19 protein-coding genes and 1 pseudogene are annotated in these 16154 nt (G+C 70.0%); 15 read left to right on the forward strand and 5 right to left on the reverse strand.

The features are described from left to right. Positions 1-2 precede the first annotated feature (2 nt). From ACNNMR_RS38050 to ACNNMR_RS38095, 10 genes are all read left to right on the forward strand, one after another. Positions 3-269 (forward strand): monovalent cation/H+ antiporter complex subunit F, encoded by a 267-nt coding sequence (locus tag ACNNMR_RS38050; protein WP_419999277.1) that lies wholly within the window; start codon positions 3-5, stop codon positions 267-269. Then, positions 266-580 carry a monovalent cation/H(+) antiporter subunit G gene (gene mnhG, locus ACNNMR_RS38055; protein ID WP_419999278.1) on the forward strand — a complete coding sequence of 105 codons (315 nt, stop codon included), beginning with the start codon at positions 266-268 and terminating at the stop codon, positions 578-580. Before ACNNMR_RS38050 ends, mnhG begins: the two co-directional genes overlap by 4 nt. Continuing rightward, a complete protein-coding gene (locus tag ACNNMR_RS38060; RefSeq protein WP_419999279.1) occupies positions 580-1581 on the forward strand; it encodes a DUF4040 domain-containing protein in 1002 nt (333 codons plus the stop codon). Before mnhG ends, ACNNMR_RS38060 begins: the two co-directional genes overlap by 1 nt. Further along, positions 1578-2024: a cation:proton antiporter subunit C gene (locus tag ACNNMR_RS38065; RefSeq protein ID WP_419999280.1), complete on the forward strand. Its 447-nt coding sequence runs from the start codon at positions 1578-1580 to the stop codon at positions 2022-2024. Before ACNNMR_RS38060 ends, ACNNMR_RS38065 begins: the two co-directional genes overlap by 4 nt. Next, complete coding sequence (locus tag ACNNMR_RS38070; protein WP_419999281.1) at positions 2021-3544, forward strand: monovalent cation/H+ antiporter subunit D family protein; 1524 nt, start codon at positions 2021-2023, stop codon at positions 3542-3544. The genes ACNNMR_RS38065 and ACNNMR_RS38070 overlap by 4 nt, the downstream gene beginning before the upstream one ends. Further along, complete coding sequence (locus tag ACNNMR_RS38075) at positions 3537-5018, forward strand: proton-conducting transporter membrane subunit (protein WP_419999282.1); 1482 nt, start codon at positions 3537-3539, stop codon at positions 5016-5018. The genes ACNNMR_RS38070 and ACNNMR_RS38075 overlap by 8 nt, the downstream gene beginning before the upstream one ends. Next, complete coding sequence (locus ACNNMR_RS38080; protein WP_419999283.1) at positions 5015-5287, forward strand: hypothetical protein; 273 nt, start codon at positions 5015-5017, stop codon at positions 5285-5287. The genes ACNNMR_RS38075 and ACNNMR_RS38080 overlap by 4 nt, the downstream gene beginning before the upstream one ends. Further along, on the forward strand, positions 5277-6962 hold the full coding sequence (locus ACNNMR_RS38085; RefSeq protein WP_419999284.1) for a Na(+)/H(+) antiporter subunit D: 1686 nt from the start codon (positions 5277-5279) through the stop codon (positions 6960-6962). The genes ACNNMR_RS38080 and ACNNMR_RS38085 overlap by 11 nt, the downstream gene beginning before the upstream one ends. A 99-nt stretch (positions 6963-7061) precedes the next feature. Further along, positions 7062-7745, forward strand: coding sequence for a class I SAM-dependent methyltransferase (locus ACNNMR_RS38090; RefSeq protein WP_419999285.1), 684 nt, complete (start codon positions 7062-7064; stop codon positions 7743-7745). A gap of 334 nt (positions 7746-8079) precedes the next feature. Then, positions 8080-8931, forward strand: coding sequence for a PH domain-containing protein (locus ACNNMR_RS38095; protein WP_419999286.1), 852 nt, complete (start codon positions 8080-8082; stop codon positions 8929-8931). A 94-nt stretch (positions 8932-9025) separates the two neighbouring features. Here ACNNMR_RS38095 and ACNNMR_RS38100 read toward each other — a convergent pair whose 3' ends face one another. Together ACNNMR_RS38100 and ACNNMR_RS38105 are read right to left on the reverse strand one after the other, a co-directional pair. After that, complete coding sequence (locus ACNNMR_RS38100) at positions 9026-9184, reverse strand: hypothetical protein (protein WP_419999287.1); 159 nt, start codon at positions 9182-9184, stop codon at positions 9026-9028. Positions 9185-9642: 458 nt separating this feature from the next. After that, positions 9643-10935, reverse strand: a complete 1293-nt coding sequence (locus tag ACNNMR_RS38105; protein ID WP_419999288.1) for a cation:proton antiporter — start codon at positions 10933-10935, stop codon at positions 9643-9645. 282 nt (positions 10936-11217) lie between these two features. Between ACNNMR_RS38105 and ACNNMR_RS38110 the strand changes: the two genes are divergently transcribed. Then, positions 11218-11307 (forward strand): K(+)-transporting ATPase subunit F, encoded by a 90-nt coding sequence (locus ACNNMR_RS38110; protein WP_419999289.1) that lies wholly within the window; start codon positions 11218-11220, stop codon positions 11305-11307. A gap of 245 nt (positions 11308-11552) precedes the next feature. After that, positions 11553-11930, forward strand: coding sequence for a hypothetical protein (locus ACNNMR_RS38115; protein WP_419999290.1), 378 nt, complete (start codon positions 11553-11555; stop codon positions 11928-11930). A gap of 13 nt (positions 11931-11943) precedes the next feature. Here the strand turns inward: ACNNMR_RS38115 and ACNNMR_RS38120 are convergent, their stop codons facing one another. Then, positions 11944-12474, reverse strand: coding sequence for a MarR family winged helix-turn-helix transcriptional regulator (locus ACNNMR_RS38120; protein WP_419999291.1), 531 nt, complete (start codon positions 12472-12474; stop codon positions 11944-11946). A 222-nt stretch (positions 12475-12696) separates the two neighbouring features. On the opposite strand from ACNNMR_RS38120, the gene ACNNMR_RS38125 reads away from it, so the two are divergent. Next, entirely contained in the window at positions 12697-13113 is a 417-nt protein-coding gene (locus ACNNMR_RS38125) for a transposase (RefSeq protein WP_419999292.1), read from the forward strand. 166 nt (positions 13114-13279) lie between these two features. Here ACNNMR_RS38125 and ACNNMR_RS38130 read toward each other — a convergent pair whose 3' ends face one another. Beyond that, on the reverse strand, positions 13280-13936 hold the full coding sequence (locus tag ACNNMR_RS38130) for a hypothetical protein (RefSeq protein WP_419999293.1): 657 nt from the start codon (positions 13934-13936) through the stop codon (positions 13280-13282). Between the two features lie 215 nt (positions 13937-14151). Here ACNNMR_RS38130 and ACNNMR_RS38135 point away from each other — a divergent pair, with 215 nt between their 5' ends. Further along, entirely contained in the window at positions 14152-15072 is a 921-nt protein-coding gene (locus ACNNMR_RS38135; RefSeq protein WP_419999294.1) for an LLM class flavin-dependent oxidoreductase, read from the forward strand. A 10-nt stretch (positions 15073-15082) separates the two neighbouring features. Further along, a pseudogene (locus ACNNMR_RS38140) lies at positions 15083-15361 on the forward strand (TetR-like C-terminal domain-containing protein); the annotation flags it as partial. Between the two features lie 140 nt (positions 15362-15501). Here the strand turns inward: ACNNMR_RS38140 and ACNNMR_RS38145 are convergent. After that, positions 15502-16101 (reverse strand): hypothetical protein, encoded by a 600-nt coding sequence (locus tag ACNNMR_RS38145; protein WP_420000669.1) that lies wholly within the window; start codon positions 16099-16101, stop codon positions 15502-15504. Positions 16102-16154 lie beyond the last annotated feature (53 nt).

Consider the following 16154-nt stretch of genomic DNA (forward strand, 5'->3'; position numbering starts at 1 on the left):
TCATGGCCGCGCTCCTGGTCACCATGGTGCTCGTGCTGCTGCGGGCCTTCATCGGGCCGGGCCGCTACAACCGCATCCTTGCGGTCAATATGTTCGGCACCAAGACGGTGCTGTTCATCGCGATCGCCGGCTTCCTCTTCGGCCGGCCCGAGTTCCTCGACATCGGGATCCTGTACGCGCTCGTCAACTTCGTCGCGACCATCGCCGTGCTGCGGCTGACCCACTACCAGGAGCTGCTGCGCGGCACCCGGGACGGTGAGCGCACATGACCGTCCTCGAACTGATCAGCGGCGTACTGCTCGGCCTCGGCGGCGCGGCGGTGCTCACCGGCGGCGTCGGACTGCTGCGCTTCCCCGACTTCTACACCCGTATCCACGCCGCCGGCATCACCGAGACCGCCGGCGCCGGGCTGATCCTGCTGGGTCTGCTGCTGCGCTCCGACTCCTGGGGCACCGCCGTACGACTGCTGATCATCCTGCTCTTCCTCACCCTGACCAGCCCGACCGCCACGCACGTCCTGGCGCACGCCGCGCGCCGCGACGGCGTCCCGGTCTGGCAGGAGGGCGACCCGCGCCGCTGATGCCGACCTTCACCCTCATCAACATCGCTCTGCTCGCCATTCTCACGGCGACCGCGGTGACCATCGCCCGGCTGCGGGCGCTGTACGAGGCCGCCATGCTGGCGGCGCTGTTCAGCCTGACGACCGCGAGTCTGTTCGTCCTGCTCGACGCCGTGGACGTGGCGTTCACCGAGGCCGCGGTCGGCGTCGGCATCAGCACGGTGCTGCTGCTCGGCGTGCTCGCGCTCACCAGGTCCCGGGAGGCGGTCACGCCCCGGCGGCGCCGGCTGCCGGGAGCCATCGCCGTACTGCTGCTGGGCGGTGCACTCGGCTATGCCGCAACCGACCTGCCGGAGTTCGGCGCCGCGGACACTCCCGTGCAGCGGCACCCGCTCACCGAGGTCTATCTGCACCGCTCCCAGGAGGACATCGGCATCCCCAACACCGTCACCTCGGTGCTCGCCAGTTACCGCGGCCTGGACACCATGGGTGAACTGGTCGTGGTCTTCACGGCGGGGCTGGCGGTGCTGTCGCTGCTGAGTCTGCCTCCAAGCTCATCGAGCAGGGAACGGCCCCTGCCGGGCACGGACTTCCACCTCGCCGACTACCGGGTGATCCGCGTGGTCAGCGGCGCGCTGATGCCGCTGATCCTGCTCTTCGCGCTGTACGTGCTCTTCCACGGCGACTACGGCCCCGGCGGCGGCTTCCAGGCCGGAGTGATCTTCGCGTCCGGCTTCGTACTGTACGGGCTGGTCTTCGGTCTGGACCGGGCGCAGCGGATGATCCCGCAGACCGTGCTGTGGCTCCTCGTCGCGCTGGGTCTGCTGGTGTTCATCGGCCTCGGCCTGGCCACGGTGGCGCTCGGCGGCCCCTTCCTCGATTACGGCGAACTTGACCCGCAGCACCGGGAGTCCGGGCAGCACTACGGCATTCTCGCGGTGGAGACGGCCATCGGTATCACAGTCGGCGCGGTCATGACGACGATCTTCTTCGGCTTCGCAAGCCGGGGGGTGGCGCGGTGATCGCGACGCACTACGTCTACTGGGCGTTCTTCGCGCTGATGCTGATCGGTCTGTACGTGGTGATCACCCACGGCAATCTGATCAAGAAGCTGATCGGGCTGACCTTGTTCCAGGCCGGTGTCTTCCTGTTCTACATCAGCCTCGGCAAGCGGGACGGCGGCAGCGCCCCGATCATCTCGGACAAGGTCGAGACGTACTCCCACCCCCTTCCGCAGGTGCTGATCCTGACCGCCATCGTGGTCGGCGTCGCGACCCTCGCCGTGGGCCTCGCCCTGGCCGTGCGGATCTTCGAGACGTACGGGACCGTCGAGGAGGACGAGATCGAGAAGGACGAGCAGGCGGAGGAGGCGGAGCGGGCGGACGAGGATGCCACCGACGCGGCCCCGGACGACACGGCCACAGCTGACTCGCCGCCCTACCGTCGGGACGGCGGCAGCCCGTGACCCAGCAACTGCCGGTGCTGCAGCTCGCCGTACCCCTCCTCTCCGCGCCCCTCACCGTCGTCCTGCGCTCCCGTACCGTCGCCTGGCTGCTCTTCCTCCTCTCCGCCCTGGCCGCGCTCGGCTGCGCCGTCGCGCTCGCCGTGCGGGTCAACAGTGGCGGGACGCTGCGGTATGCGGTGGGCGGCTGGCAGCCGCCGTACGGCATCGAGTTCGTGGTCGCCGGCTTCAACGTCCCCGTGCTGCTGCTGGTCTCGCTGACCGCGGTGGCGACGGCCCTCTACGGCCGCCGCGGCATCGCCGCCGAGGTCGATGACCGGCGGGCGCCGCTGGTGTACGCATGTCTGTGCCTGACGCTTGCCGGACTCCTGGGGCTGTCCGTCACCGGCGATATCTTCAACGCCTTCGTGTTCCTGGAGATCAGCTCGCTCTCTACGTACACGATGATCGCGATGGGGCGGCACCGGCGGGCGCTGATCGCCGCCTTCCGCTATCTGGTGCTCGGCACCGTCGGGGCCACCTTCGTGCTGCTCGGCATCGGCATGGCGTACGCGGTCACCGGCACTTTGAACATGGCCGACCTGGCGCAGCGGGTGACCGCGGAGCACGACAACCGCGCCCTGCAGGCCGCCGTGGTGCTGCTGTTCACCGGGCTCGCCGTGAAGATGGCGGTCTTCCCGCTGCACGCCTGGCTGCCCGCCGCGTACGGGGAGGCGCCGGCCGCCGTGAGCACCTTCCTGGCCGCGACCGGAACGAAGGTGGCGGCATATGTGCTCTGCCGGCTGGCGTTCACCGTCTTCGGTGCCTCGCTGGTGTTCGGGAAGCTGCCGCTGGACCGGATCGGGCTGCTGCTGGCTGTGGCGGGCATGCTGGTGGGCTCGGCGGCCGCGTGCTTCCAGGACGACCTGCGGTACGTGCTGGCCTGGTCGAGCGTCGCCCAAATCGGCTACATCCTCGCCGGAATCAGCCTGGCCACTGAGGCAGGGGTGTCCGCCGCGTACCTCCACATGATCATGCATGGCGTGACGAAGGCGGCGCTGTTCGCGCTCGCCGGACTGCTGCTGTTGCGGCTGGGGTCGGTGCGGATCACGGCGCTGGCAGGGCTGGGGCGGCGGCTGCCCTGGCCGGCTGCCGCCCTTGCCGTGGCCGGGATCGGGCTGATCGGCCTGCCGCCGTCCGCGGGCTTCGTCAGCAAGTGGGCGCTCGCGGTGGCGCTGGTCGAGCGGGGGCAGTGGGTGGTGCTGTCCGCGATGCTGCTCAGCTCGCTGCTCGCGCTGGTGTACGTGGGGCGGATCGTGGAGGCGGTGTGGTTCCGCCGCGAGCCGGGCGCGGGCAAGCCCAAGGACGCTCCTGGCCACGCCACGGACGGGCAACCGAAGCGGCTGCCCGCCTCCATGACCGCTGTCGTCTGGTTCCTGGTGGTGCTGTCGCTCTACTTCGGCATCGACTCCGAGCTGCCGGGCCGTCTCGCCGACGCCGCGGCCTCGGCCCTGCTCACAGGCGCCGGAAGCGGAGGTGGCTGAGGTGTCCGCCGCCTGGACCTCCTCCGACCGTGCCATTGCCCTGCCTGCGGCGGTGGCCGTCCCCCTGCTGGTCTGCGCCGCCGTCGTCCTGCTGCGGCACCGGCCGCTCGCCCGCGACGTGTGCTCGGCGGCCGGCGGCCTCGTGCTCGCGGGGGTAGTCGGCTCGCTCTGGCCCGCCGTCGACGACGGGCCGCGGTTCGCGCTGTGGGACTGGCTGCCGGGGCTGACGCTCGAATTCGCGCTGGAGCCCCTGGGGTTGCTGTTCGCCTCGGTCGCCGCGGTGCTGTGGCCGCTGACGAGTGTATACGCGGCCGGGTACCTGCGTGCGGTGTCGGCGCCGGCGCACGGCAGATTCTTCGTCTTCTTCGCACTGACCATTGCCTCCGCGATGTGGATCGCGTTCTCCGGCAACCTGGTCACCCTGCTCATCGGCTACGAGCTGATGACCCTGACCACCTGGCCGCTGGTCGCGCACAACGGCACCGAGCGGGCCCGCCGCGGCTCCCGTACCTACGCCCTGGTCCTGCTGGTCACGTCCATCGGCCTGCTGCTCCCGGCGATCGTGTGGACGTGGGCGCTGGCCGGCAGCACCGATTTCCGGCCCGGCGGGCTGCTCGGCGGACACGCCGGACCGGCCACCCTCACCGTGCTGTTCGCGCTCTATCTCTTCGGCATTGGCAAGGCGGCGCTGATGCCCGTGCACCGCTGGCTGCCCGCCGCCATGGTCGCGCCCGCTCCGGTGTCGGCGCTGCTGCACGCCGTGGCGGTGGTCAAGGCGGGCGTGTTCACGGTGCTGAAGGTCGCCGTGTACGTCTTCGGCCTGGACACCCTGCGGGAGAGCGGGGCCGCGCGGCCGATGCTGTGGGTGGCGGCGTTCACGCTGCTCGCCGCCGGTGTGGTCGCCGTGCGGGCGGACGACCTCAAGCGCCGGCTCGCATACTCCACCGTGAGCCAGCTCGCGTACATCGTGCTCGCCGTGACCATGGCCACCGACGTCGCCGTCGCCGGGGGTGCGCTGCATCTGGCCACGCACGCCGTCGCCAAGATCACCCTGTTTCTCTGTGCGGGCGCGATCGCCGTCAGCACCGGCCGTACGCGGGTCAGCGAACTGGACGGCGTCGGGCGCGAGATGCCGTGGACCTTCGCCGCGTTCGCTGTCGCCGCCGCCTCCATCGTCGGTCTGCCGCCGGCGGGCGGCACCTGGAGCAAGTGGCTGATACTCCTCGGCGCTGCGGAAGCCGGTCAGGTCGTCCCCATCGTGGTGCTGCTGGCCGGGTCGCTGCTGGCCGTTGCGTATCTGGTGCCGATCGTGGTCCGAGCCTTCCTGCGCCCGCCACCCGATCCGCTCCGCGGCGGTGACGCGACGGCCGTGCTGACCGTGCCGCTGCTCGTCACCGCGCTCGGCTGCGTCGCCCTGTTCTTCGGCGCCCAGACGGTACTCGACCCGCTGTCCGCGACCTTGGAGCTGCCGTGAGTCGCCGCAGACGCCGCCCACTGGACGATCCGCGCACGGTGACCCGGATCGTGTACGCGCTGGTCGCCTTCTGCACCCTCGCCCTGCTCGCCGACCTGCTCTATGTCAAGCACCCGCACTTCACGGTCGAGAAGTGGCCCGCCTTCTACGCCTTGTACGGCTTCACCGGCAGCGTGGCGCTGGTGCTCGCGGCCAAAGGGCTGCGCAGATTTCTGATGCGCGACGAGGACTACTACGAGCCGCCGGAGCGGGACCGCGATGACGACTAACCCGGCCCTGGTGCTCATGCTCGGCGCCGCTGCCCTGCCGCTGTTGCGCGGCCGGTGGCGCGGCGCCCTGATGCTGCTGCTCCCGGCGGCGGGCCTGGTGCTGCTGTGGCTGCTGCCGGGGGGAACCGGCGGCAGCTTCGTCTTCCTCGGCCTGGAGCTCACCCCGCTGCGGATCGACGACCTCTCCCGCCTCTTCGCCACCGGCTTCCTGATCGCCGCCCTGCTCACCGCGATCTACGCCCTGCACCTCAACGACCCGCTGCAGCAGGCCGCCATCGTCTTCTACGCGGGCACGGCGGTCGGCGGCGCACTCGCCGGCGACCTGGTCACGCTCTTCGTCTGCTGGGAACTGGCCGGGCTGTCATCGGCCTGCCTGATCTGGGCGGGCCGCACCGAGCGCAGCTATCGCGCCGGGATGAGATATCTGATCGCCCAGCTCACCTCTGGCCTGCTGATGCTGACCGGCATCGCGCTGCGGGTGCACGAGGGCCACGGGATCGGCTTCGCCGGACTCGGCGCGGACAGCGCCTCCGGCGTGCTGATCCTGCTGGCCGCGGGCCTGAAGTGCGCCTTCCCGCTGCTGCACGCGTGGTTGCCGGACACGTACCCGGAGGCGACGGCGGTCGGCACGGTGGCGCTGTCGCCCTTCACGACGAAGCTGGCCGTGTACGTCCTCGCCCGCGGCTTCCCCGGCACCGAGGCGCTGATCTGGGTCGGGGTCGCCATGGCGGTCTTCCCGATCTTCTACGCGGTGATCGAGAACGATCTGCGCCGGGTGCTGGCGTACAGCATGATCAACCAACTCGGCTTCATGGTGGCCGGCGTCGGCATCGGCGGCGCCCTCGGCATCAACGGGGCGGGTGCGCACGCGGTGGCGGACATGGTGTTCAAGAGCCTGCTGTTCATGGCCATGGGCGCGGTGTTGCTGCGCGCGGGCACAACGAAAGGCTCTGAACTCGGCGGTCTCTACAAGTCGATGCCGCAGACCGCGGCGCTGTGCATGGTCGGCGCGGCCTCGATCTCCGCCTTCCCGCTGTTCTCCGGCTTCGCCACAAAGTCGCTGATCATAGAGGCCGTGGGTCAGGAGCACCGCACATTGGCCTGGCTGCTGCTGCTCTTCGCCTCGGCGGGCGTCTTCCACCACGCGGGCATCAAGATCCCTTACTTCGCGTTCTTCGCCCACGACCGCGGGCTGCGGGTCAGCGAACCCCCGCTGAACATGCGCGCGGCGATGGCCCTGGCCGCCCTGATCTGCATCGTGATCGGCACGGCGCCGGATCTGCTGTACGCACTTCTGCCGTACGAGATGGACTATGCCCCGTACACGACGGCGCACGTGGTGAACCAGCTGCAGCTGCTGCTGCTGGCCGCCATGGCCTTCACCGTACTGATCCGCACCGGCCTGTACCCGCCGGAGCTGCGCTCGGTGAACCTGGACGTGGACGTCGTCTACCGCCGGCTGCTGCCGCGCGGCTTGCAGGCCCTGACCCGTACGGTGCCGCGGCTCGGCAGCGGGGTGAGGGCGTCGCTGGTCTCCCGGGTGCACCGGTTGGCCGGAGCCGCCACCGCAATGGTGCGGCCGGGAGCGCGGCTCGTATCGCCGTGGGCGACACATCTCACGGTGTGGTGGGCAGCGGTGCTGCTCGGCGCGGTGCTGGCGCTGACGCTGCTGTGACGGGAGCGGCTTCCGCCGCCGCGGACAGCGGCGTCCGATCCTGAAAGGTGCGCACGGACGTAGGGTTGTCCGGCGGCAGCGAGGTGGGACGCTTCCCGTATGGGGTCCCGAGCCGACGCGGAGGGTGCGTTTCCCGGCCGGCGGCACCGCTTCGATGGCTGGGCCGCTCATTATGAGCGCAGCCAGTTGCAGGAGATGGTGTACCAGCCGGTGCACCGCAAGGTGCTCGCCCGCGTTCGCCGTCGCACTTCCGAGCCCGCACGGATTCTGGATGTCGGCTGCGGTACCGGGCGCTTGCCCCGGGCCTTGGCCGAATGTTTTCCGCATGCGTCGGTCATCGGTGTGGATCCCTGTATCGCGATGATCAATCAGGCGGACGTCAGTGCGTGCCCCCAGTGGCTGCAGGCCCGCGCAGAGGAACTTCCCTTTGCCGATGCGGTCTTCGACCTGGTCGTCTCCACCCTCTCGGTGCGGCATTGGGGAGATCCACGCCTCGGGTTGGCGGAGATCAGCCGGGTCGCCGTCGGCGGTGGCACGGTTGTGGTCGCCGACGCTGAGATCGACAGCGGCCGGGCGGCGGCGCCGCATGGGCGACGGAGGCGGACAGGGCCCGGGCGGGTGTACCGGTGGGCCGTCCGCTCAGGAAGGCGTTCTGGAGTGCCTACCTCAAGGGCGTGCCTGGCGTATGAGATGCGGCGCGCCGGGCTGTCCACTGAGAAAGTTGAGCTCATCGACCTGGCATTGGCGTCGATCACGTTGATCACCGCCGCCAAGGCCGATTGAGCAGCCTGGTGGGGTCGGTTTCCAGCAGCGTTCGGATCTTCCAGTCTGCCTGAATCTGCAGCAGACGACGCCCCCTGGTCACATTTAGCTTCCCCTGCATGGCTGACCGCGTGTACGTCGTGCTGTTGATCGGAGTCGCACTCCTCGCGGCGACGGCGATCGTTGCTGCCGTGCGTGGCCTGAGCGGAGTCATTACGTGGTATCTGCTGGCCAGTGCCGTGGGCGGGCACGGCGCATGTAGACGAAGGGGTGGGCGGTGGTCGGGGTTGAGACGGGCCATGGCAGCAGGCACTTGGTGTACCGGCCGAGCGCGTTCGGTTGGTGGGGAGCTGCCATGTGCGGCCTCGCCGCCGCCGGAGGCGCCGCGTTCTGCTGGGCCGTCTACGTGATGGGCCGATACGCCGTCGGGGAGTTGCCGGCAGAGCAGGCCCGGGGCGGGCCCGCCCCGGACGGGCGTGGGTTCACCGGAGCCTGCCTGGTGATGCTCGTGGCTGTGGCCTTGGCCACCCTGTCGCTGAAAATGACGACGGTCGTCGACAGGCACGGCATCCAGGCCCGTTCACCGCTGCGGTGGCGCTTCGCCGCCTGGCACGAGATTCTCGCCATCGAGCTGGAACGGGGTCGGTGGTGGCGTGCCGGGTCCCGCGCACAGCTGTGGGTGACCTGCCGCGACGGCAGACGCATCAGGCTGCCGGGGCCGACCGCGTACAGCACCCGGAACGACAGGCTCCAGGCCGCGCGAGTGGCAGTGCACCAGCGGTGGGCGGAATCGCTGCGCCGGTACCCGGATGACGCGGGGGTATGGGCCGAGGGGCGAGTCCGGCTGCCGCCGCTGGTCCGGCTGATGTTCCTGGCCGGTGCCGCGCTCTGGGGCATCGCCGCCGTGGTCGCGCCGAATCCGGTGATCGGCGCCTGCCTCGGGGCGGGAGCGGTGTTCGCGGGCGGGTCCGCCATGCTGCCGCCGGAGTGGATCGCCGCACGGCTGATGTCCCCGCGCGGCAGGAGACAGCGCCCCGGAATGCTGGCAGCGAATGTGATGATTTCGACCGGTCTGACGGCGGTGCAGTGGGCCGCGGGAAACCTCACGCTGGCGCTGGTGGTGGTCGGCGTCCTCTATACCAATATCGCCACGTTGCTGACTCCGCCCGTCTTCTGGAGGCGGGTGCCTTCGGCGGGCGGCAGGTAGGAGACCGGTGTTTGCCGCCCGACCGCTGCCGCCCCGGCTGCCGAACCGCCGCATCGGGACAGCCGCCGCCGGGTCCCGAAGGTGGCTGGTGGCCTCACTCGAGCCTGTCGTTCAGTCGAGTCAGTTCCCGCCGGATGCCCCGTACGTCCCGCCGGATGGCATGCACAGCCAGTACGGCGGAGACGGCAAGGGCGGCGGCTCCGAGCGCCATCACCACATAGGCGAGGAGGATTATGTGCGCCGTCCCGAACATGCGTATGTCCTTGTCTGCGTGGTTGCGGTAACGGCCGGACGGCCGGCAGGTGCCTGGCTCCAGCCGGGCTGGACCTTGCCGTTGTCCAGGTGTCCGACGGCGAATGCCTTCTTCCGGTACGGCGGAATCTCCTCCTTGCCGGCCGCGCCGGCATCCCGGGCCGGCGATGTGCGAGTCGGCAGTCGGGCGGCGTCCGGAGCGTGAGGGCACAGCGTGGCCGACGGACGACCTGGACGTCAGGTCACCTCCGGTTCGTTACCCCAGCGCTGACCGGTCCGCTTGGGCTGCGGGGGCCAGCAATGGGAGGCGTTTCAGTACGGTCGAGGACAGCTACCAGCCCGGTCCGGTGGGAACACTCCCTGTCCCGGCGCCCGACCGTGTTCTGCTCGGCAGGGCCCGCAATTGAGTTGTTCGATGAGGTCGGCGGCAGGCAGTTTCGCGTGTAGTCCTCGGCCAGGTCACGCGCGCGCACCATCGCCCTCCTTGTCGTCGCGGCGGGCGCCGGGGACCGTCTCGTGTCCGTTCCGCCGGGCGCCCTCCTGGCCGCTGCGCTCGTCCTGGGCGTCGTCCGGAATGCCGACCAGTTCCTCGACGTCGAAGGCCCGCGCGATCGGCACGTCGGTGGAGGAGTGCGCGACGATCGAGACCGCGATGCACACCGCGATCAGCGTGAATGCCTCCTCGGCCTGCGGGATGCCGGACTGCAGCACCAGCAGTCCGTACACCACCGACGCGAAGCCCTTCGGCCCGAACCAGGCCGCGCACAGCCGCTCCCGCCGGTCGAAGCGGGTGCCGATCAGCGACAGCAGCAGCGAGGCGGGGCGGATCAGCACGATCGCCAGCACCACGGCGACGTAGCCGCCGATGGACAGGTCGCCGAACAGCTGCGGCGTCAGCAGCGCCCCGAACACCAGCAGCGCGGCGAACTTCGCCAGCTCCGCCAACTGCTCACCCAGCGGCTCGAAGACAGCCTTCGACTCCGGTGCCACCGCGGCGAAGACGGCGCCGGCGGAGAACGCGGCGAGGTAGGGGTTGGCGTGGGTGAGGTGGCAGGCACCGTAGAGGATCACGCCGACGGCCAGGGGCAACAGCGGCTGCAGCTTCGGCTCCGCCCCCAGCAGCTTGAAACGCACCAGCCAGGTCACCAGCAGCGGCGCCACCAGCCCGAAGGCCAGCCCGAGCACCAGCTCCAGCACAATCTTCGACGCCGATGCCTCGGCGTGTCCCGCTGCCGGGCCCGCCGCGGCGATCAGCAGCAGCACCACCGGTAGCGCCAGCCCGTCGTTGATGCCGGACTCGACGTTCAGCAGCTGCCGGAGCTTCGCCGGAACCTCCTTGCGGCCGACGATCGCGGAGGCGAACACGGGGTCGGTCGGGGCGAGTACGGCGCCGACGAGGAAGGACGTCGTCCAGTCGAGACCGACCACGTAGTGCGTGAGCAGTGCCATGCCGACGAACGCCAGCGGCATCCCCAGTCCAAGTGCCCGGGCCGGGTTGCGCCAGCCGGACTTCAGCGCCGGCAGCGATACGTGCATGCCGTCGGTGAAGAGCACCGCGAACAGCGCCAGGTCCGCGGTCACGGACACCATCTCGCTGTCCGGCGTTATGTGGATCAGCCCGAGGAAGCCGTCGCTGACCAGCGCTCCGCCGAGCAGGAACAGCAGCGATGTGGAGAGCACGGACCGCGCAGCCAGGCCGGACAGCAGCACCGCGACCAGCAGCGCCACCCCGAACACACAGACCAAGACCACCGCGAACGCCCCCGATCGGGATTGAAGAGATCTCTCCCTGCTCGCCGACCAGACTTCCCGGCACACCGCGACGGACCTTACCGGATCCTGATGCGTTCTTGACCGATCGTTAGCGCCCATCAATGGGTCTCCGGGATTGCCGGACCCTGGCAATCAGAAACGACCGGCCCGCTCGCGACGGGACGAGCAACGGGCGACGAGGTCTGTTCGCCGGTCCGGAGGCCGGGCACACTCAAAATCGAGGGCTGAAACCCGATCGGGACGCAGGGACGGAGGGGGCCGATGACAGCTGAGCGCGTCACTGGATTGATCATTGCGGCGTGCCTCGTCGGCTACCTCCTGCTCGCCCGGAAGTTCCCCGGGAAGTTCTAAGCCTGTACCCAGGAACCCCAGTAGCCGCCCGCACGCTCGGCGGCAGCGTCGTACCAAGCGGTAGTAAAGCCCCCTGCTCAGCCACACTTCGGCGGCGCCGACGGGCAATCCGGGGAAGCGGCCACGGTCGATGTTGCTCTGTGCAAACATGAGTGCAGTGGAGGCGTTCACGGGCGGATGCCTCCTGGTGAGCCGGGAAGCCTGGTCGGCGGCCGTAGCTGCCTGTCTGGGGAGGACCGTGCGCCATGGACGACACCACGTCACTGCTGCAGGGAGTTGCCGCCGGGGTGCGAGGAGCGCTCGCGGTGGCGCTCGTCGACTATGTGAGCCGCTTCATGCTGGCCGGCGTGCACACCGGCCGCGGCCCGAACCTGGAGAAGGCCGCTGATGCGGACACCGACGTGGTGCGCGCCAAGCTTGCCGCCCTGGAGCTGCTGGGTTACCACCCGGCCCGCATGGAGGACATCGTCGTCACGCTCGACGACGAGCTGCATGTGATCCGCCCGCTCAACCAACGACGCCACCAGGGGCTCTTCCTGTACCTGGTGCTGGATCGCCGCAGCGCGGACCTGGCACGGGCGCGTGCCAAGCTGTGCGAGGCCGAGCTGCGCCTGGACGTGTGATGCGGCGCCGGGCTCAGGACGACGCGACGCTGGGCTCGTCCCAGCCCAGCGGATACCGGTCGGCGCCACCCGCGCGGCCGGCGTCGGGCTCGCCACCGGCCTCGGCGAACGCGGTCAGCACGGCCACGAGCGCGTCCCGCTGCGCCGGCGCCATCCGTTCGACGATCGAGGCAATCTCCGCCTGGCGCCGTGCGGTGACCTGCTCCACGATGCGCTCTCCGGCCGCGGTCAGGCCAAGGCTGCGCTCCCGGCGGTTGGCGGGGTTGGGGCTGCGCGAGGCCAGGCCGGCGGCGATGAGCCGGTCAACCATCCGCATCGCGGTCGACGGATTGACTCCGAGCTGCTCGGCGAGGTCCACCAGTTTCGACGGCCCGTGCGTGGACAGCACGACCAGGGCCCGGAACTGCGGCAGCGTCACGGTGTCCTCGACCGCGGCCAGCGACCGCGCGGAGACCGCCACCAGCAGCCGCGAGGCGGTCAGTACCGCACGGGTGACCGCCTCGACATCCTCAGCGCTTTCCCGGATGCGCGCACGCTCTGCCATTGCTCCTTTCTACTCGTGGGAGCAGGTCAGCGTCACGTGGGTGCCCAAACCCGCCGGACTGTCCGCCGCTCGGATACGGACCGGGGTGGGCCGGCCCGTGCCGTGCGTCGGTTGCGTAGCGAGGCGGGAGCACAATGGTTGGCCTGCGCAAACGTTGCCTAGGGTCCGGCGAGCGGACCGGGCCCGGTTCGTATGGCCCGTGGTGGTTCGGTGGAGTCGTCGATGACAGCGCGACGCGCGCGCTGCCTGCTCGCCCACCGCGGTGTCACCTTCCAGCGCACCCATGGCGTGCGGTACTTCCACGGCTGCTACTCAGTCGGTGACGACACCCTGTGGGGCATCATCCGCCGCAAGAAAGGTGCGGCGAACACGCTGGCCGCGCTGAAATCGATCCGCGCCACCCGGTCCGAAGGCGCGCCGACCTACGTCATCCTGGACAACCTGTCCGCCCACAAAGGCGCCGCCATCCGTCGCTGGGTGAAGAAGCACAAGGTCGAGTTGTGCTTCACCCCGGCCTACGCCTCATGGGCGAACCCGATCGAGACGCACTTCGGACCGCTGAGGCAGTTCACCATCGCCAACTCGAACTATCCCAGCCACACCGTGCAGACCCGTGCCCTGCACGCCTACCTGCGCTGACGCAACGCGAACGCCCGTCACCGCGACGTTCTAGCCGCCGAACGCAGGGAACGCGCCCGCGTCCGAAGCGAGAAAGGCATCCGCTGGGGGTGGCGGACCGATCTCGGCAGCAGCCTGACAAGCCGACCCCGACCGAACCTCTCCTTTGCGGCGGAGACGCCTGAGCCTATGCCCGGGGTGTGCTGTACCAGCGCCACGTGGTGAGACGAGGCTGTCCGGGTAGTTCAGCGCGTCCAGTGGCCCACAAGAGAGTGGACCAGGGATCCGTGGACGACGGCGCGTCCGGAAACAGCCGGGCGAGCACCCGCGCGCACAGATCGGCAGGCGGGCTCCATGCGAGACCGAGCCCCTGTGCCAGGTCGTGCGTGTGCACCAGAGTCTCCACGATCCCCATCGCGGCGAAGCCCTCCGGATCCGAGACGCCGAAGCCGTGGTGAGCGCGGGCCCGCGGCGGCGTCGTGCGCACCATGGCGACCAGCAGCGCACCGCTCGCTTCCAGGACCTGCAGCAAGCCGGCAGGCCCCGCCTCGCGGTCCGCGTGAATGGCGTTCGCCGGCCCGCCGGGCCGCCGACTCTCCCACACGAAGGGCACATCACCGTCCAAGGGCGGTGCTTTGGGGCCCAGTTGCGCAGCGTAAGCGAAGAGGTCGTCGCTGAGGTGCTCGACGGTCTCCCAGCAGTCCCATTCCAGCGAACCGGCCTTGCCTTCCCAAGCGGCTGGGGGCGCCTCGCGAAGGACTGCCACAGCAAGCTGCACGGCAAGGTCGAGGTCATCGGCGGTGACCGGGGGCTGAGAGAGGCCAATATCGGCTGATCGGGACATGGCAGGACCGTACCGCGACCGGAAGGAGCCAGGAGCTACCTATCCCTATAATCGCCGGCCCAGCAACCCGGTGAAGGTTCGCGGTCACAGCACTAGTGAGCCCGCAGCGCGAAGGGGTGCCGCTCATGATGCTAACTCGGAGGCCGGCCTGCTGAGGGACGTGGCTGTTGCGGTCGTTCGACCTTGACCTCGACCTTGGTTGAGGTTGCAGGCTCGTGCCGTACACAGGAATGGGCTTCGGAAGGATCACCGTGCTGCACCTCGGCGTCACTCTCCCCTCGCTTGGCTCGCTGGACGAACTGGCGGCGGTCGGCGGCATCCAGGGGGCCGCCCGTCACCTGGAGCGGCTCGGCTTCGAATCCGCGTGGGTGGCGGACCTCACCATCGGTGACGGCACACCCGCTCTCGAACCCGTGGCCGCTCTCGCCGCCGCAGCGGCGGCCACCGATCGCCTGCGGCTGGGCTTCAGCACGCTGGTACTGCCGTTGCGTGAGCCCGCAGCAGTGGCCGCGCAGCTGCAGACGCTGCAGTACGTCTCGGGCAACAGGGTCCTGCTGGGCGTGGGCATCGGCGGCTACCCCGAGGCGCCGTACTGGTCGGCGGTCGGTGCACAAAAGGCCGGACGGGGGCGCCGTACGGACGACGCCCTCACCGTGCTGCCCCGGCTCGTCGAAGGCGCAGAGGCGGACGGCCTCCGGCTGGCCCCGGCGGCGCCGATGCCGCCCGTGCTCATCGGCGGCACCTCCGCGGCGGCGCAGCGCCGCGCCGCCCGCTACGGGGACGGCTGGTTCCCCTCGCTCCTCACGCCCCAGGAGCTCGGCGAGAGCACCGAGCGCCTGGCCGACCTGGCGGCGGCACAGGGCCGCCCCACTCCATCGGTCACCGTCGGCGGCCACGCCCAGCTCAGCGGCGACACCGCCGCCCGCGACTCCTTCGTCCGCACCCTCGTCGATACGCACGGTATGGCGGCTGAGCAGGCCGCCCGTGTCCCCGTCACCGGCAGCCCGGCCGAAGCAGCCGAACACCTGGCAGCGTACGCCGCGGCCGGCGCCGAACGTGCCGTCCTCAGCTTCGACGGATCGGATTGGCTGAAGCAGAGCGAACAACTCGCCCGCGCCCGGGACCTGCTCGGCTAACACCTTGTCCATGGCCGGCGGCCGGGACGGCCAGCCACAGCGCGATCGCCCGGTCTACCGTGCCGCGATCGCCGAAGCGCAAGCGAATCCCGACCTGCGAGCAGAACCGCACCGACGCTTCCTGGCCACCGTCGAACAGCGCACCCTCGAACGCATCACGCGCGCGCAGCACTCCGGCGAACTGGCCGCCGAGACGGATCTGACCTTCCCCGCCGAAGTCCACTGCGGCAGCCTCTACTACCGCTACCTACTGTCAAACCGGCCCGTCGGCACAGCCGAGGTCGACGCGCTCATCGATATGTTCCTTGCTGCGTACGGAACCCGCAGTTGGGCCCCCAGGTGCCGCGATCGAGCCCTCGGACATAACGCCCACCGAGTGCAGTCTGTGACTGGGCGACACCCAGACCACCAGCGGTCCCCGAAGACACCTCACGGCGCTGCGGCGGCCCCATCGCCTACCGGGCCAGTTCCAGCATTGCTGACAGGATTGCTGCGCCGGGCGCGCTGGCATTCCGTGGGCTCCCAGGGAAACTCGCCCCTCGGACACGCAATTGCGCACATATCTGACGCGGGCTGTGATTCAACGATCACGGTCCGCGTCTTTGCTTTGTAGGTCAGCTGGAGCCCGAAGGCGTCGTACAGCGGAGCCTTGTCCTGTGGCTCGGCGGCCTGGAGACGGTCCGTCATGTCGCCGAGCGCCTTGATCATGTCGTGGATCTGCTGCTCGGTGAGGATCTCCCGCTTGCGCCGGGCGGCGGTGGCCAGCTGCTGCTGGGCAGCGGCCTGCTCGGCCTGGGCGGTGCGGATCCACTCGGCGACCAGCGCCGGGTCGGTGCCGGCTTCCAGAGCGGCCCGGTAGCGCTCTATACGACGGTTACAGTCCGCGACGGTGCGTCGGGCTGCTTCGATCCAAGCGTCCAGTTTCGGCAAGAGCGCGTCCTGGCGGACGTAGACGGTCAGTGGGTGGTCCAGGGCCTCCTCCCCCGTTCGTACGACGACTTCGCGGGGATGGTCAGCCTTGGTGCCCATGGTGACCCTTCCCGGCCGAGGTCGCACCTCATGCCAGTTAGCGACAACGGCCC

The sequence above is a fragment of the Streptomyces boninensis genome, assembly GCF_048572725.1.
Classification (GTDB): domain Bacteria; phylum Actinomycetota; class Actinomycetes; order Streptomycetales; family Streptomycetaceae; genus Streptomyces; species Streptomyces boninensis.